This window comes from Phaeovulum sp., assembly GCF_030684035.1.
Classification (GTDB): domain Bacteria; phylum Pseudomonadota; class Alphaproteobacteria; order Rhodobacterales; family Rhodobacteraceae; genus UBA6213.
The window spans coordinates 161,768-187,342 of sequence record NZ_JAUXPI010000012.1 but is presented as its reverse complement, the minus strand read 5'-3'; the positions used below and the strand labels follow the sequence as shown (position 1 = coordinate 187,342).

At 64.7% G+C, this 25,575-nt stretch carries 24 protein-coding genes and 1 tRNA gene; 13 read left to right on the top strand and 12 right to left on the bottom strand.

Going from position 1 to position 25,575, the window contains the following annotated elements; translation table 11 throughout:
• Positions 1-198: 198 nt before the first annotated feature.
• A complete protein-coding gene (locus tag Q8J98_RS04085; RefSeq protein ID WP_305293256.1) occupies positions 199-1,482 on the bottom strand; it encodes a PP2C family protein-serine/threonine phosphatase in 1,284 nt (427 codons plus the stop codon).
• Between the two features lie 151 nt (positions 1,483-1,633).
• Here Q8J98_RS04085 and Q8J98_RS04080 point away from each other — a divergent pair, with 151 nt between their 5' ends.
• A complete protein-coding gene (locus Q8J98_RS04080) occupies positions 1,634-1,978 on the top strand; it encodes an Hpt domain-containing protein (RefSeq protein ID WP_305293255.1) in 345 nt (114 codons plus the stop codon).
• On the opposite strand, the gene ilvA is transcribed toward Q8J98_RS04080, so the two are convergent.
• Complete coding sequence (gene ilvA, locus Q8J98_RS04075; RefSeq protein WP_305293254.1) at positions 1,975-3,222, bottom strand: threonine ammonia-lyase IlvA; 1,248 nt, start codon at positions 3,220-3,222, stop codon at positions 1,975-1,977. The genes Q8J98_RS04080 and ilvA overlap by 4 nt on opposite strands.
• Positions 3,223-3,412: 190 nt before the next feature.
• Between ilvA and Q8J98_RS04070 the strand changes: the two genes are divergently transcribed.
• From Q8J98_RS04070 to mog, 3 genes are all read left to right on the top strand, one after another.
• Positions 3,413-4,231, top strand: coding sequence for a hypothetical protein (locus Q8J98_RS04070; protein WP_305293253.1), 819 nt, complete (start codon positions 3,413-3,415; stop codon positions 4,229-4,231).
• A 107-nt stretch (positions 4,232-4,338) separates the two neighbouring features.
• Complete coding sequence (locus tag Q8J98_RS04065; RefSeq protein WP_305293252.1) at positions 4,339-5,568, top strand: argininosuccinate synthase; 1,230 nt, start codon at positions 4,339-4,341, stop codon at positions 5,566-5,568.
• On the top strand, positions 5,565-6,089 hold the full coding sequence (mog, locus tag Q8J98_RS04060) for a molybdopterin adenylyltransferase (protein WP_305293251.1): 525 nt from the start codon (positions 5,565-5,567) through the stop codon (positions 6,087-6,089). The genes Q8J98_RS04065 and mog overlap by 4 nt, the downstream gene beginning before the upstream one ends.
• A gap of 66 nt (positions 6,090-6,155) precedes the next feature.
• Here the strand turns inward: mog and Q8J98_RS04055 are convergent, their stop codons facing one another.
• Positions 6,156-7,187: a LacI family DNA-binding transcriptional regulator gene (locus Q8J98_RS04055; RefSeq protein WP_305293250.1), complete on the bottom strand. Its 1,032-nt coding sequence runs from the start codon at positions 7,185-7,187 to the stop codon at positions 6,156-6,158.
• Between the two features lie 208 nt (positions 7,188-7,395).
• Between Q8J98_RS04055 and Q8J98_RS04050 the strand changes: the two genes are divergently transcribed.
• Positions 7,396-7,471 (top strand) — tRNA-Arg (locus tag Q8J98_RS04050).
• An 8-nt stretch (positions 7,472-7,479) separates the two neighbouring features.
• Here Q8J98_RS04050 and Q8J98_RS04045 read toward each other — a convergent pair.
• Both Q8J98_RS04045 and Q8J98_RS04040 read right to left on the bottom strand, forming a co-directional pair.
• The gene (locus Q8J98_RS04045; protein ID WP_305293249.1) at positions 7,480-8,184 is read right to left on the bottom strand and encodes a helix-turn-helix domain-containing protein; all 705 of its coding nucleotides are present in this window, start codon (positions 8,182-8,184) and stop codon (positions 7,480-7,482) included.
• Entirely contained in the window at positions 8,156-8,440 is a 285-nt protein-coding gene (locus tag Q8J98_RS04040) for a hypothetical protein (RefSeq protein WP_305184776.1), read from the bottom strand. The genes Q8J98_RS04045 and Q8J98_RS04040 overlap by 29 nt, the downstream gene beginning before the upstream one ends.
• A gap of 168 nt (positions 8,441-8,608) precedes the next feature.
• Here Q8J98_RS04040 and Q8J98_RS04035 point away from each other — a divergent pair, with 168 nt between their 5' ends.
• The 3 genes from Q8J98_RS04035 to Q8J98_RS04025 all read left to right on the top strand — a co-directional run bounded on the left by Q8J98_RS04035 (position 8,609) and on the right by Q8J98_RS04025 (position 11,027).
• On the top strand, positions 8,609-9,079 hold the full coding sequence (locus Q8J98_RS04035) for a hypothetical protein (protein ID WP_305293248.1): 471 nt from the start codon (positions 8,609-8,611) through the stop codon (positions 9,077-9,079).
• A gap of 112 nt (positions 9,080-9,191) precedes the next feature.
• Positions 9,192-9,827, top strand: a complete 636-nt coding sequence (locus Q8J98_RS04030) for a ribonuclease HII (protein WP_305293247.1) — start codon at positions 9,192-9,194, stop codon at positions 9,825-9,827.
• 84 nt (positions 9,828-9,911) lie between these two features.
• The gene (locus Q8J98_RS04025; protein WP_305293246.1) at positions 9,912-11,027 is read left to right on the top strand and encodes a site-specific DNA-methyltransferase; all 1,116 of its coding nucleotides are present in this window, start codon (positions 9,912-9,914) and stop codon (positions 11,025-11,027) included.
• Positions 11,028-11,151: 124 nt separating this feature from the next.
• Here the strand turns inward: Q8J98_RS04025 and Q8J98_RS04020 are convergent, their stop codons facing one another.
• Together Q8J98_RS04020 and mutY are read right to left on the bottom strand one after the other, a co-directional pair.
• Entirely contained in the window at positions 11,152-12,294 is a 1,143-nt protein-coding gene (locus Q8J98_RS04020) for an alkane 1-monooxygenase (protein ID WP_305293245.1), read from the bottom strand.
• Positions 12,295-12,381: 87 nt separating this feature from the next.
• Positions 12,382-13,452, bottom strand: a complete 1,071-nt coding sequence (gene mutY / locus Q8J98_RS04015; protein WP_305293244.1) for an A/G-specific adenine glycosylase — start codon at positions 13,450-13,452, stop codon at positions 12,382-12,384.
• Between the two features lie 81 nt (positions 13,453-13,533).
• Between mutY and Q8J98_RS04010 the strand changes: the two genes are divergently transcribed.
• The 3 genes from Q8J98_RS04010 to Q8J98_RS04000 are packed head-to-tail and all read left to right on the top strand — an operon-like array spanning position 13,534 to position 15,905.
• On the top strand, positions 13,534-14,088 hold the full coding sequence (locus Q8J98_RS04010; protein ID WP_305293243.1) for a DUF721 domain-containing protein: 555 nt from the start codon (positions 13,534-13,536) through the stop codon (positions 14,086-14,088).
• Positions 14,089-14,091: 3 nt separating this feature from the next.
• Complete coding sequence (locus Q8J98_RS04005) at positions 14,092-14,766, top strand: DsbA family protein (RefSeq protein WP_305184769.1); 675 nt, start codon at positions 14,092-14,094, stop codon at positions 14,764-14,766.
• Between the two features lie 2 nt (positions 14,767-14,768).
• Complete coding sequence (locus Q8J98_RS04000) at positions 14,769-15,905, top strand: CaiB/BaiF CoA-transferase family protein (RefSeq protein WP_305293242.1); 1,137 nt, start codon at positions 14,769-14,771, stop codon at positions 15,903-15,905.
• Here the strand turns inward: Q8J98_RS04000 and lpxK are convergent.
• Genes lpxK through Q8J98_RS03985 form a run of 3 tightly spaced genes read right to left on the bottom strand, consistent with a single transcriptional unit; the run spans position 15,902 to position 18,408 of the window.
• Complete coding sequence (gene lpxK, locus Q8J98_RS03995; RefSeq protein ID WP_305293241.1) at positions 15,902-16,897, bottom strand: tetraacyldisaccharide 4'-kinase; 996 nt, start codon at positions 16,895-16,897, stop codon at positions 15,902-15,904. The genes Q8J98_RS04000 and lpxK overlap by 4 nt on opposite strands.
• Positions 16,897-18,150: a 3-deoxy-D-manno-octulosonic acid transferase gene (locus Q8J98_RS03990; RefSeq protein ID WP_305293240.1), complete on the bottom strand. Its 1,254-nt coding sequence runs from the start codon at positions 18,148-18,150 to the stop codon at positions 16,897-16,899. The genes lpxK and Q8J98_RS03990 overlap by 1 nt, the downstream gene beginning before the upstream one ends.
• Positions 18,151-18,162: 12 nt before the next feature.
• The gene (locus tag Q8J98_RS03985; protein ID WP_305184765.1) at positions 18,163-18,408 is read right to left on the bottom strand and encodes a DUF4170 domain-containing protein; all 246 of its coding nucleotides are present in this window, start codon (positions 18,406-18,408) and stop codon (positions 18,163-18,165) included.
• Positions 18,409-18,498: 90 nt separating this feature from the next.
• On the opposite strand from Q8J98_RS03985, the gene zapE reads away from it, so the two are divergent.
• Complete coding sequence (zapE, locus tag Q8J98_RS03980; RefSeq protein ID WP_305293239.1) at positions 18,499-19,593, top strand: cell division protein ZapE; 1,095 nt, start codon at positions 18,499-18,501, stop codon at positions 19,591-19,593.
• Here zapE and Q8J98_RS03975 read toward each other — a convergent pair.
• Positions 19,590-20,861, bottom strand: coding sequence for a folylpolyglutamate synthase/dihydrofolate synthase family protein (locus tag Q8J98_RS03975; protein ID WP_305293238.1), 1,272 nt, complete (start codon positions 20,859-20,861; stop codon positions 19,590-19,592). The two genes, zapE and Q8J98_RS03975, sit on opposite strands and share 4 nt — an antisense overlap.
• Positions 20,862-20,956: 95 nt before the next feature.
• Positions 20,957-21,844 (bottom strand): acetyl-CoA carboxylase, carboxyltransferase subunit beta, encoded by an 888-nt coding sequence (gene accD / locus Q8J98_RS03970; RefSeq protein ID WP_305184762.1) that lies wholly within the window; start codon positions 21,842-21,844, stop codon positions 20,957-20,959.
• A 266-nt stretch (positions 21,845-22,110) separates the two neighbouring features.
• Between accD and smc the strand changes: the two genes are divergently transcribed.
• Positions 22,111-25,569: a chromosome segregation protein SMC gene (smc, locus tag Q8J98_RS03965; protein ID WP_305293237.1), complete on the top strand. Its 3,459-nt coding sequence runs from the start codon at positions 22,111-22,113 to the stop codon at positions 25,567-25,569.
• Positions 25,570-25,575 lie beyond the last annotated feature (6 nt).

Genomic DNA, 25,575 nt, shown 5'->3' with positions numbered 1-25,575 from the left:
GCTGCAGCACAACGCCAAACCGAAGCCCTTCGTCTGGAGCAAGACCGCCGATGATATCATCACCCGCGAGCGCCGCGCGCTCGATGCTCTCGATGAAATCAGGGGAAATCGGTAGCAAATGTCAGACTCGGAACACTAGCTTCTTGGTTTGTCGCCTGTCTTGCGACAAAATCGGTGCCCACTTTTGTCGGACAGGCTCTAGCCTGCATTTTCCTTGGCACCGTCAAACTCGAACAGCACCGCCGATACATCGTCGCCAAGATCGCCATCGGCAAAGGCTGAAAGATCCCACATCAGGCTTTCCAGAAAGACCTCGCCGCGCAGCAGGGCGTTGCGCAGCATGATCTTGCGCAGGCCGATTTCGCCAAGCAGCGCGCCCCCTGCATCTGCCGCCTCGGTGATGCCATCCGACATCAGAAACAACCTGTCGCCGGGGTGCAACGTCGTTGTGACCAGCTCATACTCCGCCCCTTCAATGAGCCCGACCGGAAGCCCGCCGCTGCCGAGGTATTCGACCGAACCATCGGCGCGCTGCACGGCGGGGTGCGGGTGGCCCGCCTGCACGATCTGCGCCTTGCCGGTTATCAGATCCACGTCGGCATAAATGAGCGTGAAATAGCTTTCCGTCTGCATCTCTTCGAGCACAAGCGCGTTGAGGTGTGCCGCAAGCTCATGCGGGGGGCGGGCGTCGTAAATGCCATATTCCGTCTGGATAAGCGCTATGTTCTGCTCGGGCGACGACCCCGAAAGGTAGCCCGCCAGCCGCGCCGTCATCAGCGCCGAAGTGATGCCGTGGCCGGAAACGTCGATGCCAAAAAGCCCGACCCGCCGCGCGTTGATCGGAAAATACCCCACCAGATCGCCGCCGACATGGCCCGAAGGCCGAAGCAGCAGCGACACCTCGGCGCTGCCGAAACTGCGGTGGCGGTCCTTGAGCAGGCTTTGTTGCAGCTTTTGCGCCTCGCGCAGGTCGCGGTCGACCGAATCGTAGAGCCGCTGCAATTCATCAAGTGTGGTGCTGACCAACCGGTTCTTGGCCTTCAGCTCGGCCTGCATGCGCAAAATCCGCTCACCCGCCGCCAGACGGGCCCGCAGCTCATCGCCATTCACCGGCTTGGCGAGAAAATCGTCGGCCCCGCTTTGCAACCCCTGCGCCACTTCGCCCTTTTCGGTCTTGGAGGTGAGCAAGATGAAGTAGCCATAGCCATCGCGCGGCATGGCGCGAAAAGCCCGACAGAAATCAAGCCCGGACATGCCGGGCATCACCCAGTCGGAAAGGATCAGGTCAACCTGCTGCGTGGCACACATCTGCAAGGCCTCGTCGCCGGTTGCGGCCTCAAGCACCTCGTACCCGGCCCGCGCGAGTTGTGCCGCCAGAATGCGCCGCTGCATCCGGCTGTCATCAACAACCAGAATACGGCGGCTAAATGCTTCCGGCAGGGCATCCGGCAGACCCGGCGCGCTGATCGGCGTTTGCGACACGACATAACCCTTCACACCTCGCGACGGCGCAACCTAACCCGGCGGCGCTTAACGTGCGGTGAACCTGCGGCAGATGCCACTTTTAAGCTTTCGACAAACTCTTGCGGCTAGCGTGGCAGGCGGTGAAGGAAAATGGTCGGTGGAGATGGAAATGATTGACTGGGAACGCGTGGCCGAGCTGCGCGACGAAATCGGCGAGGAAGGTTTCGCCGAAGTGCTCGAACTGTTTCTCGACGAGGTCGAGGCGGTGGTTGCCCGGCTGGGGGCCAAGCCCGAAAGACTCGAGGACGAGCTGCATTTTCTCAAGGGCAGCGCCTGGAACCTGGGCTTTGCCGCCTTCGGTGCCGCCTGTCAGGATGGTGAGCGCATGGCGGCCGCAGGCAGCGGCGCTGCCGTCAATGTGCAGTCGGTCGTGGCAAACTACGCTTCGTCGAAAGCGGCGTTCATGGCGCGCGCGGGCGAGTTTTGTACGGTCGGCGGCAGCCGGGTCGCCTAGACCAGAAACTCCGCCAGCGCCTCGTCATCGGTGATGTCGCGGTAGCTGAAACCGGCGGCATCAAGCTCTGCCGCAAGTCTGGCGAAATTGGCGGCGGATTTGGTTTCGATGCCGATCAGCACCGAGCCGAAGTTGCGCGCCGATTTCTTCAGATACTCGAAGCGCGCGATATCGTCATCGGGGCCGAGCATGGCCAGAAACTCGCGCAGCGCGCCGGGGCGTTGCGGCATGCGCAGAATGAAGTATTTTTTCAGCCCGGCATAGCGCTGCGCGCGCTCCTTCACCTCGGGCAGGCGCTCAAAATCGAAGTTGCCGCCCGAAGTCACGCAGACAACGGTCTTGCCCGCAATCTCGCCAGCCAGTTCGGGCAGCACATCAACCGAAAGCGCGCCAGCCGGTTCCAGCACGATACCTTCGACATTGAGCATTTCGAGCATGGTGATGCAGATGCGGTCTTCGGGCGCAAGCAACACCTGTTCCGGGCGCACCCACGCAAGGCGGGAAAACGGCAGCGCCCCCACCCGCGCCACGGCGGCACCATCAACGAAACTGTTGACCTTTTTCAGCGTCACCGGTGCGCCCGCCACCAACGCCGCCGCAAAACTGGCACCGCCCAGCGGCTCGACAAAACGGAAATCGACCCCCGGCGCAGCCTCGCGCAGATATCCCGTCACCCCGGCGGCCAGACCGCCGCCGCCAACCGGCAGGATCACCAGATCTGGCGCGCGCCCAAGCTGGTCCAGTATCTCCACCGCAACCGAAGCCTGCCCCTCGATCACATCGGCATCATCGAAAGGCGACAGGAAATGCGCCCCGACCTCGGAACAAAAGCGCTGGCTTGCAGCCAGCGTCTGGTCGAAATAGTCGCCGGTCAGCACAATCTCGATCGCGTCACCCCCAAAGGTGCGGGTCTTGTCGATCTTTTGTTGCGGCGTGGTGACCGGCATGAAGATCGTGCCTTGCACCCCGAAATGGCGACAGGCATAGGCCACGCCCTGCGCATGGTTGCCCGCGCTGGCACAGACGAAATGCGACTGCGCCGGGTTCGCTGCGCGCATCTTGCGCATGGCATTGAAGGCACCGCGCAGCTTGTAACTGCGCACCGGAGCCAGATCTTCGCGCTTCAGCCAGATTTCGGCACCATAGCGCGCCGACAGGTGATCGTTGCGCTGCAAGGGGGTGGCTTCGAACAGCGCGCGCAGCGCAGCGGTGGCATCAAGGGCGGATTTTGAGAACCGGGGCATGGTGCCTTCCTGACTTGGTCAAGCCCTTGCGCCAGTTTCGAACGCCGCTGTCAAGCGGGCTGCGCGCGGCGGAACTTCGCTGATCCGATCCTGCTTGCGTGTCAATCGCCACAGTTTTGCCCTACATCTGCTGCATCCGATACGTTCAGGCGGCCGCGCCGCTCACCGACAGACATGAGGAGGCTTCCCGATGAAACCTGTCTTTGCAAAGCTCTCGATTTTCGCCGCTGTTTCGGCTCTGATGATGGTACCAGCACTTCCCGGCGGGATATTCGGGGCCGGCCCGGCGTTCGCCAAAAACGAAAAGAGCGAGGCCAAGGGCAACAATGGCGCAGATCAGGGCGGCAAACCCGAGCGTGAGTCCGGTGTCGAAGCCAACACAAATAGAAACGGAAATGCTGGCAGCAACGGTGGTGGCAAGCCCGAAGGCGCTGCCCCCGCCTCCGAACTCAAGGGTCTGAACGCCTACCACGCGAGCGCACAGGCGGCGGCCAATGCCGCCCCCAACAGCCAGGTCGGCCGGATCGAAACCTACCGGACCAGCGCCGGTGCGGTACTCGCGTCAGCAGAAACGGCGGCTACCGCGACCGCCGCGGCGGACGCCGCAGCCGAAGCGCTGGCCTTGCTTGAAGCCGAGCTTGCTGCGTTGAACGCGGGCTACTCTGGTCGCACCTCTGATGAAATAGATGCCGACATTGCAGCGCTTGACCCGGCATCACCCACTTATGCCGCCGACCTCGCGGCGCTTTCGGGCGAACTGGCCGAGGCGGCAACGCAGGAAGCGACTGTTGCGGCGCTGGCAGCCGAGGTCTTGGCCGCTGAGGCGGAAGCGATCGCATTGGCCGAAGCGGCAGCCGCCGCCGCAGCAGCAAAGGCCGCCGCCGAGGCCGCCGAGGCCGAGGCTCTGATCGCCGCCGCCAATGGCCGCACGCTTTCGCCCGAGGCGCTCGCATTCCTGCGCGCGCAACTGGGGCTTGAGCCTGCCTTGCCCGAGCCTACCACCTACTGATTTTCGGCCGGGGCAGCGCTGGACGCCGCCCCGGCACGCACCCTTGCCGCCCTGTGCAAAACCCAATAAACCGACGCGGTATCGAACACTCCTGCACAGAGGCCCCAATGTCCGCACCCAAGAAAGTCGTGCTTGCCTATTCCGGCGGCCTCGATACCTCGATCATCCTGAAATGGCTGCAAACCGAATACGGCTGCGAGGTGGTGACCTTCACCGCCGACCTCGGGCAGGGCGAGGAACTTGAACCCGCGCGCAAGAAGGCGCTGCTCCTGGGGATCAAGCCGGACAACATCCATATCGTCGATGTACGCGAAGAATTCGTGCGCGATTTCGTGTTTCCGATGTTCCGCGCCAACGCGCTTTATGAGGGGCTCTATCTTCTGGGCACCTCGATCGCGCGGCCGCTCATTTCCAAACACCTCGTGCGGATCGCTGCGGAATGCGGTGCCGATGCCGTGGCCCACGGGGCCACCGGCAAAGGCAACGACCAGGTGCGATTCGAGCTTTCGGCCTACGCGCTCAATCCGCATATCCAGGTGATCGCGCCCTGGCGGCTCTGGGATCTGACCTCGCGCACCAAGCTCATCGAATTCGCCGAGGCGAACCAGATTCCAATTGCCAAGGACAAGCGCGGAGAGGCACCATTTTCGGTTGACGCGAACCTGCTGCACACCTCGTCGGAAGGCAAGGCGCTGGAAAACCCTGCCAACGAGGCGCCTCCCTACGTTTACCAGCGCACCCAGAACCCGGAAGACGCGCCCAATGTGGCGGAAATGGTGGAAATCACCTTCGAGCGCGGCGACGCGGTCGCGATCGACGGTGAGGCGATGTCGCCCGCCACGATCCTCACGCGGCTGAACGAGCTTGGCGGCAAGCATGGCGTTGGCCGCCTCGATCTCGTCGAAAACCGTTTTGTCGGAATGAAGTCGCGCGGCATCTACGAAACCCCCGGCGGCACGATCCTGCTCGAGGCGCACCGCGGCATTGAGCAGATAACGCTCGATGCGGGTGCGGGGCACCTCAAGGATTCGATCATGCCGCGCTATGCGGAACTGATCTACAACGGTTTCTGGTATTCGCCCGAGCGCGAGATGATGCAGGCGCTGATCGACAAGAGCCAGGAGCATGTTTCGGGAACCGTCCGGGTGAAGCTTTACAAGGGCTCCGCCCGCACCGTGGCGCGCTGGTCGGAACACTCGCTGTATTCCGAAGCCCATGTGACCTTCGAGGAAGACGCGGGCGCATACGACCAGAAGGACGCGGCGGGTTTCATTCGGCTGAATGCGCTCCGGCTCAAGCTGATCGCCACCCGCAACGCCCGGGTCGCGCGCAAATGACGGCGCGCGCCGCGATTGTCACGGTGTCCGACCGCGCCAGCCGCGGCGAATACGAAGACAAGGGCGGCCCGGCCTGTGAGGCCTGGTTGCGCGGTGTCGTGACATCGCCCCTTGCCGTATCCCGCGAGATCATTCCCGACGGGCGCGACAGCGTGGCGACCTGCCTGCGCAGACTTGTGGCAGAAGGTGCCGACCTGATTCTGGTAACCGGTGGAACCGGGCCTGCACCGCGCGACGAAACGCCTGAAGGTGCAGCGCTGGTCATTGAAAAAGAGCTTGCCGGTTTTGGCGAAGAAATGCGCCGCGCGAGCCTGCGCGAGGTGCCAACCGCAATTCTGTCACGGCAGACGGCGGGCATCGCGGGCCATAGCCTGATCATCACGCTTCCGGGAAAGCCTGCGGCCATCGCCACCTGCCTTGGTGCGGTTTTTGCCGCCGTGCCCTATTGTCTTGACCTGATCGGCGCGGCGCGCATCGAAACCGACCCGACGCAGATCACCGCATTCCGCCCAAAAGCTTGAAACTGCTTCAGGGCAAGTATCCTCGGGGGTGAACGGGCCGCAAGGCCCGGAGGGGGCTGAGGCCCCCTATGCCTTGCGGATCGTGTCGCCGGGTTGCAGCACCGGCGACAACTCCACCACCTCGCCACCAATCAACCCGGAATGGCTGCGCCCGGCGACGATCTGCGCGGCGCGAATTCCGATTTCATGGCGGCAGGCGTCCATTGTAGCCAGTTTGCGCGGCAGACCATCGAGCAGATCGACCCCGTTGAACCCGGCCAGCCCCAGCTTGTTCGGCACGTCATAACCATTTTCGATGCACCAGAGCAGCCCGCCAGCACCGATCATGTCGTTAGAATAGTAGAGAAAATCGATCTCGGGGTGCCGCGCCAGAATCGCCTTGGTCATTTCGCGCCCCTTCAGAAGCGCCGAGCCGCCGGAGTAATAGACCGAATCCACCAGCTCCAGCCCAGCCTCGGCCAGTGCCTCGTTGAAACCTTCGAGCCGCTTGCGGGCACGGTGGTCGTCGGGCATCTTGGTGCCGAGAAAACCGATCCGTTTGTAGCCTGCGGCAATTACCGCCTTGCCCATCTCGCGCCCGGCGCGCCGGTGCGAAATACCGACAACCGCATCAACCCCCTTGCCATCCACATCCATGATCTCGACAATCGGAATTCCCGAGTTTTCCAGCATCGAGCGCGCCGCTGGCGTATGTTCCAGCCCGGCAATGATGACACCGGCAGGCCGCCACGAAAGCATCTCGTAAAGTATCGATTCCTCACGCTGCGGCGAATATTTCGTCACCCCCACGACGGGTTGCAGCCCGGTATCCTCAAGTTCCTCGGATATGCCGCCAAGCACGTCTGGAAACACCAGATTCGAAAGCGACGGGATGATCACCGCCACCAGATTGACGCGCTGGCTGGCAAGGGCACCGGCGATCTTGTTGGGCACATAGCCAAGCCGCCGCGCCGCCTCGAGCACTTTTTCACGCGTCGCGGGCGACACGTCACCGCGATTGCGCAACACCCGACTGACCGTCATCTCGGACACGCCCGAGGCTTCGGAAACATCGCGTAACGTCAAAGGTCGGCGGGGATCGAGCGGTGTTCGGTTCACGCGGCAAACCTTTCGTGGAGGGGCTTTCCCATCCTTAGCGCCAAAGCTTTTGACTGCGCAAGTATATGCCCCCGATGATGTTATGGCTAACGGATATGGAACGGCAATATTTCCGCTGTCTGGCGCAACTTTCTTGACCGGCGAAATCCGCGCGCTGGCGTTCTGCCCGCTTGCGCCGCGCCCGGAATGCCAGCATTAAGGCACCAATGGCCCCGTAGCTCAGGGGATAGAGCGGCCGCCTCCTAAGCGGCAGGTCGATGGTTCGAATCCATCCGGGGTCACCACACCGCCTTCAGGTTATGCGCAAGGTGGCCTTGTCAACGTCGAGCATATAGCCCTTGCGGGCGATGTTGCGCACCAGAAGTTCGGCCACAAGCTGATTGCCGAGCGCATCGCGCAACCGCTTGATCCGGGTCGCCCCGGCTGCCTCGTCACAATCGGCGGCGTTCCGCCCCGAAATGACCGCCTCGATTTCAGCACCCGAGAGCACGTCATCATCCATCCTCGCCTCGGCAAGCACCGCCAGCGTCTCGATAGCGGCGGGCGTGAGGCTGAAAGCCATGTCGTTCAGGATCACCGCGTTCTCGGCCCGCGCGATGGTAAGGCTGCGCACCTCGATGCCAGCACGCGCAATTTCGCCCATGCGGCGGTTGAGCGAGACGATCATCATCATGAAAACCAGTGCGGCAATCAGCAGCGCTGCGGCGAACAGCAGCAGAATGAAGATGATGACCCGGTAGCTCGACAGCACCTCGGAGAATGAGGTTCCCGACTGCGCCAGCACCTCAAGCAGCCGCACCTCGCCCGCCCCGGTCAAGGCATCGTTTTCCATGAAGATGCGCTCGACGCGGGCATTGAAGGCATTGGCATCGGGCAGCGCCACAAAAAGCCCCACGGCGGCTGCGGCCAGTGTCGCCACGATCGCGCCGACGCCCCAGAGCACCACGCGATTGCCGCTGCGCAGGCTGTCAGTAACGAAGGAAATTCGTGCCGGCACTCGCTTTCCTCTGCTCCAATCCTTCGGCACCGAAGATGGAGAGAATATTGAGCAGCGTCCAGCCGTTTTGCGCCAGTCGCGGCGCAAGCGCCTGGGCAGCGGCTTGTGCCGAACCACAGGCGGCATCGGGAAGCTGGGCGACACCGTAGTGCAGCCGAAGCGGGCTATCCTGCTTGGCCTTGTAATCGGCATAGCAGAGGGCGCTGGCGGGGCTGGCGGCAAGCACCAGCAAAGCGAGGGGGATGAGCGTTTTCATGCGACAGATTTGCGCCGAGATCGGGTTGCTATTCAATAGCGAGGGCGCGAAACCGGGCTGCTATGCGATAGCAGGCGGCTGATATTGCTTGGCAGGCCGCTGCGGGGTGAGGGTCGGCCTATCGCAACCGGCGCTGCCTGCCAGCCGCCCCCACGAGGAACCGCTGATATGAAACGCATGATCGCCCTGTCCGCCGCCGCCGCCATCGCATTGACCGGCATCACCGCCACGCCCGCCGCAGCGCTTGACAAGAACGCGCGCGAATTTCTGGGGGTGCTGCTTGGCATGGCCGTGCTCGGTGCCGTCATCAATGAAGCGAACAAGGGCAACGCGCGGCCGCAACCGCAGCCCCGCCGCGCGCCACCGCCGAACACCAACTGGGGTAACAACGGCTGGAATGACAATCACAACAATGGCTGGGAAAACCGCGCAACCTGGCTGCCGGGCAAGTGCCTGCGCACCGTGCGGCTGAACTCGGGCAACCGCGAAGTTGTCTCGGCCCAGTGCCTGCGCGACGAAGGCGTGACCGCACGGTTGCCCTCGAACTGCGCCTTCGATATCCGCACCGACTGGGGCACCCAGCGCGTCTATGGCACCTCGTGCCTGAGCGATGCCGGGTTCCGAATCTCGCGCCGCTAAGGTTTTCGCGCCGCGTGTTGTTGCATGGTACGCCTGCGGCGGGCGGGGGCGGGGGCTTCAACCCCCGCCTTTTTGCGTTGCGCCAGCGTCTGGAATGCGGCTTGATGCCGACATGAGATCCACCCCCGACTTCGCCCATGAAATTGCTGCGCGGGTGCGCGGGCTGGTTCGCATTGCCGGGGTGGACGAGGTCGGGCGCGGGCCGCTTTGCGGCCCTGTCACCGCCGCCGCGGTGGTGCTTGACCCGGCGCGCATCCCCTCCGGTCTGAACGACAGCAAGGCGTTGACCGCCCATCAGCGCACGGCAATCGCTGGCGAGATCTGGGCCAGTGCCGATTGCGCGGTGGCCCATGCCTCGGTTGCGGAAATCGATGCGCTGAACATCTTGCAGGCATCGCATCTGGCAATGCGGCGCGCACTCGCGGCGCTGCGTTTGCGTGCGGATCACGCCCTGATTGACGGTAACCGGATGCCCCGCGGGCTTCCGCTCAGCGCCGAGTGCATTGTGAAAGGCGACGCCCGCAGCCTTTCCATCGCCGCCGCTTCGATCATCGCCAAGGTGGCGCGCGATGCGCTGATGGTGGATTTGGCGCAACAGCACCCCGGCTACGGCTGGGAGAAAAACGCAGGCTATCCCACGCCCGAACATCTCGCGGCGCTGAAAAATCTTGGTGTGACCCCTCACCATAGGCGTTCGTTCAGGCCGGTGCACAACATCTTGTATCAAGATATTTCTCTAACCCATTGATTCAAAAAGAGTTTGACGGCGAATCGCCTTTGACTCATCCTAGGCCAAAGAAAACGGCACGAATGCCGGGGACAGAGGCAGCAGATGACCAAGACCCTTAGTCGGCTGGCGCAAAGCGCGCTGCCGCTCAATCAGATACTTGCGGGCGACTGCATCGAGGTGATGAATTCGCTGCCTGCGGGCAGCATCGACCTGATTTTTGCCGATCCGCCCTACAATCTGCAACTGAAGGGAGACCTGCACCGGCCCGACAATTCCAAGGTCGATGCGGTGGATGACGCCTGGGACCAGTTCGCCTCTTTTGCCAGCTATGACCGCTTCACCAAGGCCTGGCTTGCCGCCGCGCGCCGCCTTTTGAAGCCAAATGGTGCTATCTGGGTGATCGGCTCGTATCACAACGTGTTTCGCATGGGTGCCGAGCTGCAGAATCAGGGATTCTGGATCCTCAATGATGTGGTCTGGCGCAAGTCGAACCCGATGCCGAATTTTCGCGGCAAGCGGCTGACCAATGCACATGAAACGCTGATCTGGGCTTCGAAAGAGGAAGCCAGCAAATACACCTTCAATTACGAGGCGCTGAAGGCGCTCAATGAAGGCGTGCAGATGCGGTCCGATTGGGTGCTGCCGATCTGCACCGGGCACGAGCGCGAAAAAGACGCCGCGGGCGACAAGGCGCACCCGACGCAAAAGCCCGAAAGCCTGCTGCACCGCGTGCTGGTTGGCACGACCCACCCCGGCGATGTGGTGCTTGACCCGTTCTTTGGCACTGGCACCACCGGGGCAGTCGCCAAGATGCTCGGGCGCGATTTCATCGGCATCGAACGCGAAGCGGCGTACCGCGAGGTGGCCGAGCGCCGCCTTGCCCGCATCCGCAGGTTCGACCGCGATGCGCTGGAAACCACCGGCTCGAAACGCGCCGAGCCCCGCGTGCCATTCGGCCAGTTGGTCGAACGCGGCATGCTGCGCCCCGGCGAAGAGCTCTTCTCGCTCGGCAACCGTTTCAAGGCCAAGGTGCGCGCCGATGGCACGCTGATCGGTAATGACGTGAAAGGCTCGATCCATCAGGTCGGCGCGCATCTGGAAGGCGCGCCCTCGTGCAACGGCTGGACCTATTGGCACTTCAAGCGCGAGGGCAAGATGGTGCCGATCGACATTCTGCGCCAGCAGATCCGCGCCGAAATGGACGCACCGGATACCTGACGCCCCATCCCTACCGCCAGTGCACAGCGGGCCCGCCCGCATCGCACAAACCTGCCCCGCCGCGTAAACACGGCGGGGCTTTTTCGTCACTGCTTCAGGCCAAATATCCCCGCCGGAGGCACCTTCAAACCGACCCTGACGGCATCGGGTTGGTGCCTTGGTTATACGCAGCCCAGTCGATGATCTCGGGGTAATATTTCTTGCGCCAAGCGCGCACACGCGGGTTCATCCGTCGGCGCCAGAGTGGCGGCACCATCGCCAGTGTCGTCATCACCGGGTAGCCGTAGGGAAGCTGCGGAGCTTCCTCGTCGGTGTAGGTCTGCAACAGTGGAAAGCGCCGGTCGGGTTTGTAGTGATGATCGGAATGGCGCTGAAGGTTTATCAGCAGCCAGTTCGAGGCCATGTGGCTGGCGTTCCAGCTATGGCGCGGCAGCACATGTTCATACTTGCCCTCGCCCTTGTGCTCGCGCGTCAGGCCGTAGTGTTCGACATAGTTCGTCAGTTCCAGTTGCCAGATGGCGATGAAGCCCTGAAAGACGAAAAGCGCCAGACCCACCCAGCCGCCAAGGTAAATTGCCAGTGCAATCATTGCCAGTTGCAGTGCTCCATAGCGCCAGAACGGGTTTGAACGGTGCCAGACGCTGCGCCCGGCGCGCGCCAGCATCAGCTTTTCGGCGGCCCACGCCGAACGCGGGCAATCGCGCAGCACGCGCCAGAAAAAGCGATGGAAGCCCTCATTGTAGCGCGCGGTGGCAGCATCGCGCGGGGTGCCGACATACCAATGGTGCACCAGCAGGTGCTCGGTATGGAAATGCCCGTAGAACACGGTTGACAGCAGAAGATCGCCCAGCGCGATCTCAAGCTTGTTCTTCTGGTGGAACAATTCGTGGCTATAGACGATGCCGACCGTTCCCGAAATCACGCCGACGCCGAAGAACAGAACGATGGTTTCAAGCGCGCCCAGATGATCGGTGTGCGTCACCCACCAGGTCAGCCCGAAGATGGTGACAAACTGCACCGGAAACCAGATCATGGTGATGAGGCGATACCAGAACAGGTCGGCCTCGGGGGTCTCCACGTCCGGGTTATCCTCGTTGCGCCCCAGAATCGCGTCAAGCACGGTCACCGCGACCCAGCCGTAGATCGGCAGCAATACCACGGTCCAGCCGCCAACCGTGGCACCCAGAACAGCCAGCGGCACCATGCCAAGTGATAGCCAGAACGGCAGCGCACGGGCGGGGCGACGGATTTCTTCTCGGGTGGACATGGGTGATCTCCGGGGTTGCGCAAGCGGGCGGATGATAGCGCGCCGACGACAAGGCGCAATCGTCAAGGCCTGCGGCAGAAACGCCCTTCAGCGTTTCGAAAGGCCGGTTTGCGCGATTTGCAGGATTTTTCGCATCAACGTGGGAAGTGCGGCGGGGTTGAAGCTAGCGGCGCTCGCGAAGGCAGAACCCTCTGGCGGCTCGGTGGTTTCGGGCGGCTCGGCGACCAGAACCCGCAGCGAAAGCAGAAAATGGGTGAAGGTATGGCGCACTTCGCCCGGAACCTCGCGCCATTTTGCCGAAATGGGCGGGGCTGCAACTGGGTCTTCGCCCCAAGCCGACCCCGGCCAGCCGAGCATGCCACCCAAAAGCCCGCGCGGCGGGCGAACCTCCAGCAGCCACGCGCCATCCCGACGCCGCGCCACATAGGCAAACCCGCGGCGCTGCGGCTTTGCCGCTTTGGCGGCCCGGCGCGGCAGCACCTCCTGCAACCCCGCCGCCCGCGCCGCGCAGTGGCTGGAAACCGGGCAATCAGCGCAAGCGGGCGCGCGCGGGGTGCAACAGGTAGCTCCGAGGTCCATCATTGCCTGCGCGTGGTCGCCGGGGCGGTTGGCCGGGGTGAGACCTTCGGCGAGTTGCACGAGCTGCCGTTTTGCAGCCGGCATTGGCGTTTGCACCGCGAAAATCCGCGCCACTACACGCTCGACATTGGCATCGACCACGGTTGCAGGCTCATCGAACGCGATTGCCGCAATGGCGGCGGCTGTGTAAGTGCCAACGCCGGGGAGCGCGCGCAGCGCAGCGGCGGTTGCGGGAAAGCTGCCCCGGTGCTGGGTGGTGACCTCACGGGCGCAGACCAACAGGTTGCGGGCGCGGGCGTAATAGCCAAGCCCCGCCCATGCCGCCATGACCTCGGCCTCGGGCGCGACAGCGAGCGCCTCGACACTGGGCCAGGCCGCAATGAAGCGCGCGAAATGGCCCTGCACTGCGGCGACGGTCGTTTGTTGCAACATCACCTCGGAAAGCCAGACCCGGTAGGGGTCGGGCCGCACCCCGGCTTTGCGCGCCGCAGGCCCAACCCGCCAGGGCAATACCCGTGCCTGCCGGTCATACCAGCCAAGAAGCGCCGCTCCGAAATCTGCGCCCGCGCCGTCACGCAATCTTTATGGCCCCTTTCGGCATTTGGCTGGCAAATCTGTCCGCCCTGCCTAGAATGACCGGGCAAAAAGGGAAAGCCCGCGATGACATCATCAGCCGACAAACGCCGGATGCGGGGCTTCGAGCCTGCTTCGGGCCTTGTGCGCGAGCCGGTGCGAAAAGCTGGCGAATCGCGCGGGTTCACCCTTGTCCGGCTGTTGACGCACTGGCCGGAGGTTGTCGGTGCCGAAATTGCCGCGATGACCCGGCCGGTCAAGATCGGCTATGGCAAGAGCGGGCTTGGCGCAACGCTGACATTGCTGACGACTGGCCCCGCAGCACCTCTGGTGCAGATGCAGCTGGAGCGCATTCGCGAGCGGGTAAACGCTTGCTATGGTTACAATGCAATCTCGCGGCTGCTCATCACCCAGACCGCGCCCACCGGATTTGCCGAAGGGCAGGCGAGCTTTGGCCCCGCACCATCGACCCCCTCGCCCGCGCCGGACCCGGCAATCGTTAAGTGCGCCGAGGCCGCCGTTTCGGCGATTTCCGACCCAGACTTGCGCGCAGCACTTGCGATGCTTGGCCAGAACGTACTATCCCGTCCTGCACGCGCGCCGGAAAGCACCCCGAGCGCGACCGACATTCAGAAAGGCTGACCCATGGCGAAAAACGCCCCCAAGTTGCTTCTCGGCCTCGTCGCCGCCGCCGCCATTGCTGCGGGCGGCTGGTGGCTGGCGCAGCCCGCGCCCACAACATCCGAGTTTTCGCTTGCCGCTTTGGCGCAAGGGGCGGGAACCAGCACGGCCGCGCTTTTGCCAGACATCATCCTTGGCAATGAAGAGGCCAAGGTCACGCTTATCGAATATGCCTCCTACACTTGCCCGCATTGCGGCAACTTTCATTCTGCCGTGCTGCGCCCTCTCAGGGCTGATTATATCGACACCGGACTTGTGAAGTTCATCCACCGCGAAGTGTATTTCGACAAGTTCGGCCTGATGGCCGCGATGATTGCCAACTGCGGGGGAACCGAAAAGTACTATCCCGTCAGTGGCGTCATCTACGAAACGCAGCAAGAATGGCTCGGCGACGGGACTGAAGGCACCATTATCAACAACCTGATGAAGATCGGCCTGAAGTCAGGGCTGACGCAGGAATCGGTCACCGCGTGCCTCACCGACAATGCGCGCGCCGAGGCGATGGTTGCGACCTATCAGGCCCGCGCCGGGGCCGATGAGGTGAACTCCACACCCACACTTTTCGTCAATGGCGTGAAGTACTCGAACATGAACTACGCCGATCTGAAGAAAATCCTCGACGCGGAACTGGCAAAATAGGCATGACGCCGCTTGCCGGGCTGAAAGTTGTTGAGCTGGCGCGCATTCTGGCCGGTCCATGGGCCGGGCAGATGCTGGCCGACCTTGGTGCAGATGTCATCAAGGTCGAGGCCCCGGAGGGGGATGATACGCGCCGCTGGGGACCACCGTTCCTGACCCGCGAGGGCGAGGAGGCGGCCGCGTATTTTCACGCGACAAACCGCGGTAAACGCTCGGTCACCTGTGATTTTCGAACCCCCGAGGGGCAGCAGTTTGTGCGCGATCTGGTGGCCGGGGCCGATGTCGTGATTGAAAACTTCAAGGTCGGGGGGCTGGTGAAATACGGACTCGACCATGCCAGCCTGAAGCAGGTAAACCCGCGACTGATCTATTGCTCGATTACCGGCTTCGGGCAGGACGGGCCTTACGCCGAGCGCGCCGGATATGACTACATCATTCAGGGCATGTCGGGGCTGATGAGCGTGACCGGTGAAGCCGATGGCCAGCCGCAAAAGGTCGGCGTTGCGGTGGTGGACGTGTTTGCCGGCGTCTATGCCAGCAGCGCAATTCTCGCGGCGCTCCACCAGCGCAACGCGACCGGTTTGGGCCAGATGATCGATGTGGCGCTGTTTGACGTGGCCGTTTCGGTGATGGCCAATCAGGCGATGAATTTCCTTGCCACCGGGGTTTCGCCAAAGCGCCTTGGCAACGCGCACCCCAATCTCGTGCCCTATGCGGTGTTTCCCTGCGCCGACGGCCACCTGATTCTGGCGACGGGGAATGATGCGCAGTATCGTAGGCTTTGCAGAATTCTGAAACTTCCTGAAATTGCAGAAGCAGTAGCCTATGCCACCAACGCCAGCCGTATTCGGAACCGCGAGGCATTGACCGCCCTGATGAGCGCGGCGACGTGCGGCTGGACCAAGGCCGATCTGCTGGCCGCCTGCGAGGCCGAGGGTGTGCCCGCCGGACCGATCAACGACATGGCCGAGGTTTTTTCCGACCCGCAGATCGTGGCACGCGGAATGCAGATTGCGCCGGGCGGAGTGCCGGGGGTGCGGCTGCCGATCCGCTTTTCGGGCGCAGAACTCGCGCTTGATCGCCCCTCGCCGATGCTGGGCGAACACAACAGCGACGTGCACCGCGAGATAAATCGCTAAAGCCCAAGTCGTGCCAGAGCGGCATCAAGTGGTGCCGCATCATCGAGCCGCAACCGAACCGGCAGGGCAAGTACCTTTGGCCGAAATGCGGCGGGCAGGCGCACCGCATCCTTCTCGGTTGTCACCAGTTGCGCATGCAGCAGCCGGGCTTCGGTCTCAAGCCGCGCCAGCAGGGCCGGGCCGAACGGCTGATGGTCTTCCAGCGCCTCGGCACGCAGCACCTCGGCACCCAGACCACGCAAGGTTGCAAAGAATTTCTCCGGATGACCGATACCGGCGAAGGCGAGCACCCGCAGCCCGGCCCAGTCCATGCCCGTTTCCAGCGGCTCGAGCGCGCCGGTCAGGTGCGGCACGGGAATGTGTCGGCCCCATAGGGATGCAAAACCGGCCTGCGCGGCGGCCGGGCCGATGGAAAGAACGATGTCGGCGCGGCCAAGGCCGGTCGCCACCGGCTCGCGCAGGGGCCCTGCGGGCAGACATCGGCCATTGCCAAAGCCCTTCGCGGCATCAACCACAACCAATGACAGATCCTTGTGCAGCGACGGGTTCTGGTGGCCATCATCCAGCACGATTGCCCGCGCCCCCGCCGCCACCGCAGCCGCGGCACCCGCCGCGCGGTCGCGCGAGACCCAGGTGGGGGCGAAGGCCGAAAGCAACAGGGGTTCGTCACCCACCTCCGCGGCGGAATGCGCGCGTTCGGATACCTGCACCGGCCCGGCGAGCCTGCCGCCATGGCCGCGGCTGACAACATGCGCCGTCACGCCGCGCGCGGCGAGGTGTTGCACCAGCGCTATCACCGTGGGTGTCTTGCCGGTGCCGCCTGCGTTGAGGTTGCCGACACAAATCACCGGCACCCCCGGCGCGAAACCCGCGCCACCCCGCGCCAGCCGACGCGCCGTCGCCGCAGCATAGACCGCCCCGAGCGGTGCCAGCAGGCGCGCGGCGAATGCCGGGCTGTCGGGTCGGGTGAACCAGAACACCGGCGCGCGCATCAGGTTTGCCCCGCGCCGCGCACCAGCGCGGCGTCAAGCTCGGCCAGCGCCCGGCGCGCGATCTTCTCTGCCACCCCGGCATCGCCCGATATCGCTTCCCAGGCGTTCCGCGCAAGCGCCGCAACCCGATCGGGGGCGATCAGTTCGGCAACCGCATCGGCGAGGGCCGCGGGCGTGCTTGCCACCCGGCAGGCAGCCGCCTCGGCAAGCCGGGCATATTCGTCAGCATGCGCGGCTACGGCGGGACCATGCACGATCGCAGAGCCAAGCGCTGCGGGCTCCAACGGCGAGCGCGGGGCACCGCCGCGAAGCAGCGTGCCGCCCATCCAGGTGACCGGCGCAAGCCGGTACCAGAGCCCAAGCTCGCTGTCGTCTTCGACAATCAGCACCTGCACATCGTCCTCGGGTTCTTCCTCAAGCGCGCGCCGGGCGGCATGGTGGCCGCGCGCCTCTACCGCTTCGGCAAGCAAGGCTGCGCGCTCCACGCGTTGAGGCATCAGGACAAGCAGCATCCGGTGCGCCCGCAGCAGCGCCTTTTCGTGGGCTTCAAGCACCGCGAGTTCCTCGGCCTCGGGCACGGCAACCGCGAACCACACCGGGCGCGAATGCAACTGCTGCGCCAAGGCGGCGCGCTCGGCCTCGGTGCAGGATAGCGGCTCGACAGGTTCGCGAATGCTGCCGGAAAGTTCAACCCTGTCGGCCGGGACGCCAAGATGCGCCAGCCACGCGGCGTTGGCCTGATCGGGCACCAGAATGCAGTCCATGCGCGTCAGCAACGCGCGCAGCAATGCGCGTGGCCAGAACCATGGCAAGCGCGCGGGGCTCGCGGCTAAAACGAAGCGCGCCTCGACCAGCATCAATGCCGTGCCCGCAGCGGCTGCCTCGGCAATCAGCGCTGCAGGCAAGGCTATGTCCCTTGCAGCACCAACGAGAAGAACCAGACCTGGGTGCCAGAGCGCCAGAAACGCCCGCGCCGCGACAACCGTCATCGCGGGTGCAGGCACGATGCATGCAGCACCAGGCTGCGCCGCCCCCGCCTCAGCTCCGGCCAAAATGACCGTCACCCCCGGCCGCGCCCGCGCCAGTTCGCTTGCGAGTTGCATCGCCGCAGCGGAAGCTTCGGGTGCGGTGACATAGAGGCAGATCAAGTCGCCCTGCGGGCGCGCGGGCATCGGCGGCGGCAACGCGGCGACTTTCCGCACCGCGCCGCGACGGGTTATCAGATGCAGCCAAAGGGCGAGCGCGTGCGGCATGATTTCGCGGCACTAGCCGCCCAGCTCCTCGGTGGCGCTGGCAGCTTCCCCCTCGTCGCGCAGGCGGTGCAGATGCGCGAGGAAATACCGCGTGTGCGCATCATCCACAGTGCGCTGTGCATGTGCCTTCCAGGCGGCATAGGCGCTCGCATAGTCAGGGAAGAGTCCGACAAGATGCACCTTGTTCACGTCTTTGAACTCAGTATGCGCAGGGTCGACCAGCTCGCCTCCAAAAACGAGGTGAAGTCGCTGAGACATCGGGGCTCCTAGGAATATTGCACGGGTGAGGCGAACCTATGCGATGCGCGCGGGGTTCTCAAGCAGCGCGGGCCGCGCTATCGGAGGCGCATGAGACAAACCCTTACCGAAATCTACGATGCGCGCGTGACGGCGGGAGAATTGCACGCCGACCCGGCGCAGCGCGCTACCCTGCCGCTGCTGGAAGCGGTGCGGGCGGCGCTTGAGGTGCCTCTGCCGCGTCGCGCCAAGGGGTTGCGCGGACTGCTTGCGCGCGCACCTGCGCCGGCCCCGCCAAAGGGCGTTTACCTGTGGGGCGGCGTCGGGCGCGGCAAGTCGATGTTGATGGACCTTTTCTTTGCCCATGTCGCCACGCCTGCAAAGCGCCGGGTGCATTTCCACGGCTTCATGCAGGAGGTGCAGGGGCAGTTGCACGCCCTGCGCAAGACCGATGTGCAGGACGCGGTGCACCCGGTGGCCGAGGCCATTGCTTCCAGGGTGCGGCTGCTCTGCTTTGACGAAATGCAGATAGGCGACATCGCTGATGCAATGATCGTCGGGCGGCTCTTTCAGTATCTTCTCGATCTTGGCGTGGTGGTGGTGACCACCTCGAATCGGGTGCCAGAGGGCCTTTATCTCAACGGCCTCAACCGCGCTCTATTTCTGCCCTTCATCACGCTTATGCGGGAGCGGCTGACAGTGTGGGAGCTGGAAAGCGAGACCGACTATCGCCAGCATCGGCTTGCGGGTGCAAAGGTCTATTTCACCCCGGTCAACGCCGAATCCACGCGCGCCATGCAGGCGATGTGGGATGATCTGACCGGTGCCGACCCCGGCGTGCCACTGCGCCTGCCGCTTCTGGGGCGAGAGCTCGTGCTGCAACGGCATCATGCGGGTGTGGCGCGCGCGAGCTTTTGGGAGTTGTGCGCCCGCCCGCTCGGCCCTGCCGATTATCTTGCGCTTGCAGCTGCGGTGCGGGTTTTGATGATCGACGAGATCCCGCTTCTTTCTGCTTCAAATTTCAACGAGGCGAAGCGCTTCGTGACCCTGATCGACGCGGCATATGAGGCGCGGCTGCGGCTGATCTGTTCTGCCGCCGACCTGCCCGAGCGGCTCTATGTCGAGGGTGAAGGCACCTTTGAATTTGCCCGCACCGCCAGCCGCTTGCGCGAAATGCAGGCGGCGGATTGGGAAGTGCGGGGCTAACCGTTCTCGCGCAGCACTCCGCCCGCGAGGTAGAGCGAACCACATATGAGGATGCGGGCGCGGGGTTCGGCGGCGGCACGCGCGGCGACGGCTGCAAGAACGCTTTCGGCAGTGCTGGCGGCAATTCCGGCAGCGCGCGCCGCGGCCATGGTCGCATCGGCGCTGAGCGTGTTTGGCTCGCCCGGTATCGAGACCGCCGTCAGCGTGGCCGCCTGCCCGGCCAATGGGCGCATGTAGCCCGCGACATCCTTGGTGTTGAGCATGCCGACGATCAGATGCGTCGGTCGGCGGGGCAGCCGCGCAAGGGTTGCGGCAATCGCCTGCCCGCCCGCAGGGTTGTGGCCGCCATCGAGCCAAAGCTCGGCCTTCGGGGCCGCCTCGACCAGCGGGCCGCGCGTCAGCCGCTGCATCCGGGCGGGCCATTCGGCGCGCGTTACCGCAGCCTCGCAGGCAGATCCATCAAAGCCCAGATGGCGCAGTGCCGCGAGCGCGGCACCCGCGTTTTCGATCTGGTGCGGGCCGGGAAGGTTCGGCAGCGGCAAGTCGAGCAGGCCGGTCTCGTCCTGAAAGACCAGCCGCCCGCGCTCTTCAAAGGCGTGCCAGTGCTGCCCGTGCGCGCAGAGGGGGGCACCAAGCCGCGCCGCACGCGACTCGATCACCGCAAGCGCTTCGGGTTGCTGCGGTCCGACGATGCAGGGCACCCCGCGTTTGAGGATACCGGCCTTTTCGCCCGCAATCTCGGGCAGGGTTTCGCCCAGGTATTGCTGATGGTCGATCGAGACCGGCGTGATGATGGTGAGAGCTGGGCGTGGCAGAACATTGGTGGCATCGAGCCTGCCGCCTAGGCCGACTTCAAGCAATGTGTAATCAGCCGCCGTTCGGGCGAACCCCATAAATGCGGCGCAGGTGGTGATTTCAAAGAAGGTGATCGGCTGGCCAAGATTGGCCGCCTCGCATTCGTCCAGCAGCGCCGCCAACATCGGCTCCGGGATGATGGCACCCGCCAGACGGATGCGTTCGTGAAAGCGCGCAAGATGCGGCGAGGTGTAGGCATGGACGCGCTTGCCGGACGCCTCCATGCCCGCGCGCAGCATGGCCTGGGTCGAACCCTTGCCGTTGGTGCCGGCAATATGGATGACCGGAGGCAGCGCCCGTTCGGGGTGCCCAAGCGCCACCAGAAGCCGCTCGACGCGATCAAGCGTAAGGTCGATGACTTTTGGATGAAGCGTCATCAGCCGGGTCAGAATCGTGTCGGATGGCTGGGGCATAGCGGATTCCGGCTGAGAGAGGCAGGGGGGCCTTCAGCCCCCCTCTGGGCCAGGCGGCCCATTCACCCCCCGAGGATATTTGGACCAAAGCAGTTTCAGCGGCTGGGGGCGGGCAGGTCCGCTACTATTGCCTGTGGTTGACGCATCAGCATGCGCAGGATGCTGATGATCTCGTCGCGCAGTTTCTTGCGATGCGTCACACGGTCAAGCATGCCGTGGTCGAGAAGGTATTCGGCGCGCTGAAATCCTTCAGGCAGTTTTTCGCGGATCGTCTGTTCGATCACGCGCGGACCGGCAAAGCAGATCAGCGCGTTCGGTTCGGCAATCTGCACATCGCCGAGCATCGCATAGGAAGCGGTGACACCTCCGGTGGTCGGGTGGGTGAGCACCACGATATAGGGCAGACCGGCCTCGTTCAGCATTTGCACGGCAACCGTCGTGCGCGGCATCTGCATCAGGCTCAGAATGCCTTCCTGCATGCGCGCACCACCCGCCGCGGCGAAAAGCACGAGCGGGCGCCGGAGCATTACGGCACGCTCGGCGGCGGCGACGATGGCGTTTCCCACATACATGCCCATCGATCCGGCCATGAAAGAGAAATCCTGAGCGGCGGCAATGATGGGTGTGCGACCGACTTCGCCATCTGCCACCAGCATTGCCTCTTTCTCGCCCGCTGCCTTTTGGGCGGCCTTAAGCCGGTCCGGGTATTTCTTCTGGTCGCGAAAAGCGAGCGGGTCGATCACCGGATCGGGCACCGGAACCTCGACGAAAACGCCGCCGTCAAACAGCGCCGCGAAGCGTTCGCGCGGGGTGATCGCCATGTGGTGCTCGCAGGAGGTGCAAACGTTGAGATTTTCGCTCAGTTCGCGGTGAAACAGCATGGTGCCGCACTCGGGGCACTTGGTCCAAAGGTTCTCGGGCACCTCGCGGCGGGAAAACAGCGAGTTGATCTTGGGCCGGACATAGTTCGAGATCCAGTTCATCGCCTGTGCCCCCCCCGTGATGCAGCATCGGGCTGAAATAGTCCCGCGGCAAACAAAATGCAATTGCGCCGCGCCGCGATTGGCTGGTGATCTGCGCGGTGTCGCGCAGCTGGCGCGGCCTACTTGCGGATTGCGGGTCGTATCACCGCATATCTTGTGGATATTCTCTCAAGCGCCTCCATATCATGGGCCCGGCGGTTGACAGCCGTCGCCAACGCGCGAAAGATTTCACGCCGGAGACTCACTCCGGGAAAAAGGGTATCTGTTTGCGCTTCACTCGGCTTCGACTCAACGGTTTCAAGAGCTTTGTCGACCCGACTGATCTCGTCATCCATGACGGGCTCACCGGGGTTGTCGGCCCGAACGGTTGCGGGAAGTCGAATCTGCTGGAGGCGCTTCGGTGGGTAATGGGCGAAACCCGGCCCACAGTGATGCGCGGCGAGGGCATGGAGGACGTGATCTTTGCCGGGGCCGCCTCGCGCGGGGCGCGCGCCTTTGCCGAGGTCTCGCTTGCCATCGACAATGCCGAGCGGCTGGCACCTTCGGGCTTCAACGACGCCGACACCATTGAAATCGTGCGGCGGATCACCCGCGATTCGGGTTCGGCCTACCGTGTCAACGCCCGCGAGGTGCGGGCGCGCGATGTGCAAATGCTGTTTGCTGATGCTTCGACCGGCGCACATTCGCCCGCTTTGGTGCGGCAGGGGCAGATTGCCGAGTTGATCAACGCCAAGCCAAAATCCAGACGCAGGATTCTGGAGGAGGCGGCGGGAATCTCCGGCCTCTACCAGCGCCGCCACGAGGCCGAGCTGAAGCTGAGCGCCGCCGAGGCGAACCTGCTGCGTGTCGATGACGTGGTTGAGCAGCTTGCACAGCAGCTTGCCGCGCTGATGCGGCAGAGCCGCGCGGCGGCGCGCTACCGCGAAATCGGGGCCGAGATGCGGCGCGCCGAGGGCATCTTGCTGTATCTGCGCTGGCGCGATGCCGAAGGTTTGCGCGGCGAGGCTGACGCGGTGCTGACCGCCGCAACGATCGCCGCAGCAAAAGCTGGAGCGGCGGCGCGTTCCGCCGAGGCGGCGCGGCAGGCGCGGGAGCAGGCCTTGCCAGCGCTGCGAGAGAGCGAGGCGGTTGCAGGGGCAATCCTGCAGCGGGTCGTGCTGCAGCGCGATGCGCTTGGGGCGCAGGAGGCGGAAGCGCGCGCCCGCATTTCCGAACTGCAGGCGCAGAATGCGCGACTCGCGCAAGACGCCGAGCGCGAGGAGGGTCTGAACCGCGACGCGCTCGAAACTATCGCGCGGCTGGAATGGGAGCAGGGCCAGATCACCAAGGCAGGCGAGGGCCACGACGCCCGGCTGGCGGATGCAGCGGTAGCCGCCAGCGCCGCCGCGCAAGCGTTGCAGGCGAGCGAGGCGGAACTCGCCGAATTGACCGAAGATGCGGCACGGCTGGCAGCGCGGCACCAGTCCGGCGAACGGTTGCTGACCGAAAACCGCGCTGCGGCGGCGCGCGGTGAAGCCGAAGCGGCGCGCGCCGCAGAGGCGGCCGCAGAGGCGGAGGCGGCGCTTGCGCGCGCCGGGCGCGACTATGCCGAGGCCGAGGCGGCGCGCACCGGGGCCGAGGCGTTGGCGCAGGCCGCCGAGGCGGCATTGCTTGCCGCCGAACAGGCGCGCGCCTCGGTGCAGGAGCGCGAGTCCCGCGCCCGCGCCACCCGCGCCGAAGCTGAGGGCGAAGCGGGTGCGCTGCGCGCGCAGGTCGCTGCGCTGGCGCGGCTGGTGGAGCGCGAGGCGGGCGGCGGCAATCAGGTTCTTGACCAGGTTCAGGTCGGCAAAGGCTACGAGCTGGCGCTCGGTGCCGCACTTTCCGATGATCTGCGCGCGCCGGTAGCCAGCGGGGAAGCTGGCTCTGGCTGGGCGGTGCTGCCCGATTATCCGCAAGCGCAACCTCTGCCCGAGGGCGCAGAACCGCTGGCCGAACGGATCAGGGCACCCGCGGTGCTGGCGCGGCGGATTTCGCAGATCGGGGTGGTGCCTGACCGCGCGACAGGCAAGCGGTTGCAGGCGGCGCTTGCGCCGGGGCAGCGGCTGGTTTCGATTCTGGGCGACCTTTGGCGGTGGGACGGATTGCGGTCGGCAGCCGAGGATGCGCCCTCAGCTACGGCGCTGCGGTTGCAGCAACTCAACCGGCTGGTGGAATTGAAGCGCGATCTCGAAGATGTCTCGGCGCGCGCCACGGGGGCCGGGCAGGCGCACGAGGCTTTGACCCTGGCCTTGGCCGAGGCGAGCCGTGCCGATGCCGCCGCGCGCGAGCGGCGGCGCGATGCCGACCGGGCGCTTGCCGAGGCGGGGCGGGCGCTCAGCCGCGCCGAAGCGGATCGCTCGATCGCGGGCAGCAGGCTCGAATCGGCCGAACAGGCACGCCAGCGCCACGCGCAGGAGGCTGAAGCAGCGCAGGAACGCGCCGCCGAGGTCGAGGCGGCATTGGCCGCCCTGCCCGACCTTGCCACCTCGCGCAGCGCCGTCGAGCGCAGCAAGCTTTCGGTCGAGGCGGCGCGGATCGGCATGTTGTCGCGGCGTTCCGCGCATGAGGACTTGCGGCGCGAGGGAGAGGCCCGGCTTCGGCGCAGGCAGGAGATCGTCAAGGAGATGTCGGGGTGGCGGCTGCGGCTCGACACGGCCGAAAAGCGAGGCAGCGAGCTTGCGGCGCGGCGCGCGGAAGCAGAGGCGGGGTTGCAGGTGGCCGCGGCGCTTCCCGCCGAACTTGCGGCCCGCCGCGGAGAGCTTGCTGATGCGACCAAAGCCGCCGAAAGCCGCCGCGCGTCGGCGGCAGACGCGCTTGCCGCCGCCGAAGCAGCGCTGCGGACCGCCGCCGAGGCCGAGCGCGAGGCCGAGCGCTGTGCCGGTGAGGCGCGCGAGGCGCGTGCAGCATCCGAAGCGCGGCGTGATGCAGCGGTCGAGGCAGTCAGTGCAGCGGCCGGGCGGATTCAGGACGAAGCTGATCTGTCACCCGAAGCGCTGCTGCAAAGCCTCGGCACCGACCCCGCCCGGCTTGCCGCTGCCGAGTCGCTTGAAATCGATGTCGCGCGCCTGCGCCGCCAGCGAGAGGCGCTTGGCGCTGTCAACCTGCTTGCCGAAGAGGACGCGCGCGCGGTGCAGGCCGAACACGAAACGCTGGTGCGAGAAAAGGCGGATTTGGAGCAGGCAATCCGCAAGCTCCGCGCCGGCATCGGCAGCCTCAACCGCGAAGGACGCGAGCGGCTGCTGACCGCATTCGAACAGGTCAACGAGAGCTTCCGGCTGCTTTTCACCCATCTTTTCGGCGGCGGCGAGGCCAACCTGATGCTGGTCGAATCCGATGACCCGCTGGAAGCCGGGCTGGAGATCATGTGTCAGCCGCCGGGCAAGAAGCTTGCGACGCTCAGCCTGCTCTCGGGGGGCGAGCAGACGCTGACCGCGATGGCGCTGATCTTCGCGGTGTTTCTTGCCAACCCGGCACCGATTTGCGTGCTCGACGAGGTCGATGCGCCGCTTGATGATGCGAACGTGACACGTTTTTGCGACCTGCTGGATGAAATGGCGCGCCGCACCGACACGCGCTTTCTGATCATCACCCACCACGCGGTTACGATGGCGCGCATGGACCGTTTGTTTGGCGTCACCATGGTCGAGCAAGGTGTGAGCCAGTTGGTAAGTGTCGATCTGAAGCGCGCGGAGGCGCTGGTTTCCTGAAGAATG

Excerpts from the sequence above, each read along its gene's own strand:
- Q8J98_RS04080 (WP_305293255.1), top strand. The coding sequence starts at position 1,634 with ATGATTGACTGGGAACGCGTGGCCGAGCTGCGCGACGAAATCGGCGAG.
- ilvA (WP_305293254.1), bottom strand. The coding sequence starts at position 3,222 with ATGCCCCGGTTCTCAAAATCCGCCCTTGATGCCACCGCTGCGCTGCGC.
- Q8J98_RS04070 (WP_305293253.1), top strand. The coding sequence starts at position 3,413 with ATGAAACCTGTCTTTGCAAAGCTCTCGATTTTCGCCGCTGTTTCGGCT.
- Q8J98_RS04065 (WP_305293252.1), top strand. The coding sequence starts at position 4,339 with ATGTCCGCACCCAAGAAAGTCGTGCTTGCCTATTCCGGCGGCCTCGAT.
- mog (WP_305293251.1), top strand. The coding sequence starts at position 5,565 with ATGACGGCGCGCGCCGCGATTGTCACGGTGTCCGACCGCGCCAGCCGC.
- Q8J98_RS04040 (WP_305184776.1), bottom strand. The coding sequence starts at position 8,440 with ATGAAAACGCTCATCCCCCTCGCTTTGCTGGTGCTTGCCGCCAGCCCC.
- Q8J98_RS04035 (WP_305293248.1), top strand. The coding sequence starts at position 8,609 with ATGAAACGCATGATCGCCCTGTCCGCCGCCGCCGCCATCGCATTGACC.
- Q8J98_RS04030 (WP_305293247.1), top strand. The coding sequence starts at position 9,192 with ATGAGATCCACCCCCGACTTCGCCCATGAAATTGCTGCGCGGGTGCGC.
- Q8J98_RS04025 (WP_305293246.1), top strand. The coding sequence starts at position 9,912 with ATGACCAAGACCCTTAGTCGGCTGGCGCAAAGCGCGCTGCCGCTCAAT.
- Q8J98_RS04020 (WP_305293245.1), bottom strand. The coding sequence starts at position 12,294 with ATGTCCACCCGAGAAGAAATCCGTCGCCCCGCCCGTGCGCTGCCGTTC.
- Q8J98_RS04010 (WP_305293243.1), top strand. The coding sequence starts at position 13,534 with ATGACATCATCAGCCGACAAACGCCGGATGCGGGGCTTCGAGCCTGCT.
- Q8J98_RS04005 (WP_305184769.1), top strand. The coding sequence starts at position 14,092 with ATGGCGAAAAACGCCCCCAAGTTGCTTCTCGGCCTCGTCGCCGCCGCC.
- Q8J98_RS04000 (WP_305293242.1), top strand. The coding sequence starts at position 14,769 with ATGACGCCGCTTGCCGGGCTGAAAGTTGTTGAGCTGGCGCGCATTCTG.
- lpxK (WP_305293241.1), bottom strand. The coding sequence starts at position 16,897 with ATGCGCGCGCCGGTGTTCTGGTTCACCCGACCCGACAGCCCGGCATTC.
- Q8J98_RS03990 (WP_305293240.1), bottom strand. The coding sequence starts at position 18,150 with ATGCCGCACGCGCTCGCCCTTTGGCTGCATCTGATAACCCGTCGCGGC.
- Q8J98_RS03985 (WP_305184765.1), bottom strand. The coding sequence starts at position 18,408 with ATGTCTCAGCGACTTCACCTCGTTTTTGGAGGCGAGCTGGTCGACCCT.
- zapE (WP_305293239.1), top strand. The coding sequence starts at position 18,499 with ATGAGACAAACCCTTACCGAAATCTACGATGCGCGCGTGACGGCGGGA.
- Q8J98_RS03975 (WP_305293238.1), bottom strand. The coding sequence starts at position 20,861 with ATGCCCCAGCCATCCGACACGATTCTGACCCGGCTGATGACGCTTCAT.
- accD (WP_305184762.1), bottom strand. The coding sequence starts at position 21,844 with ATGAACTGGATCTCGAACTATGTCCGGCCCAAGATCAACTCGCTGTTT.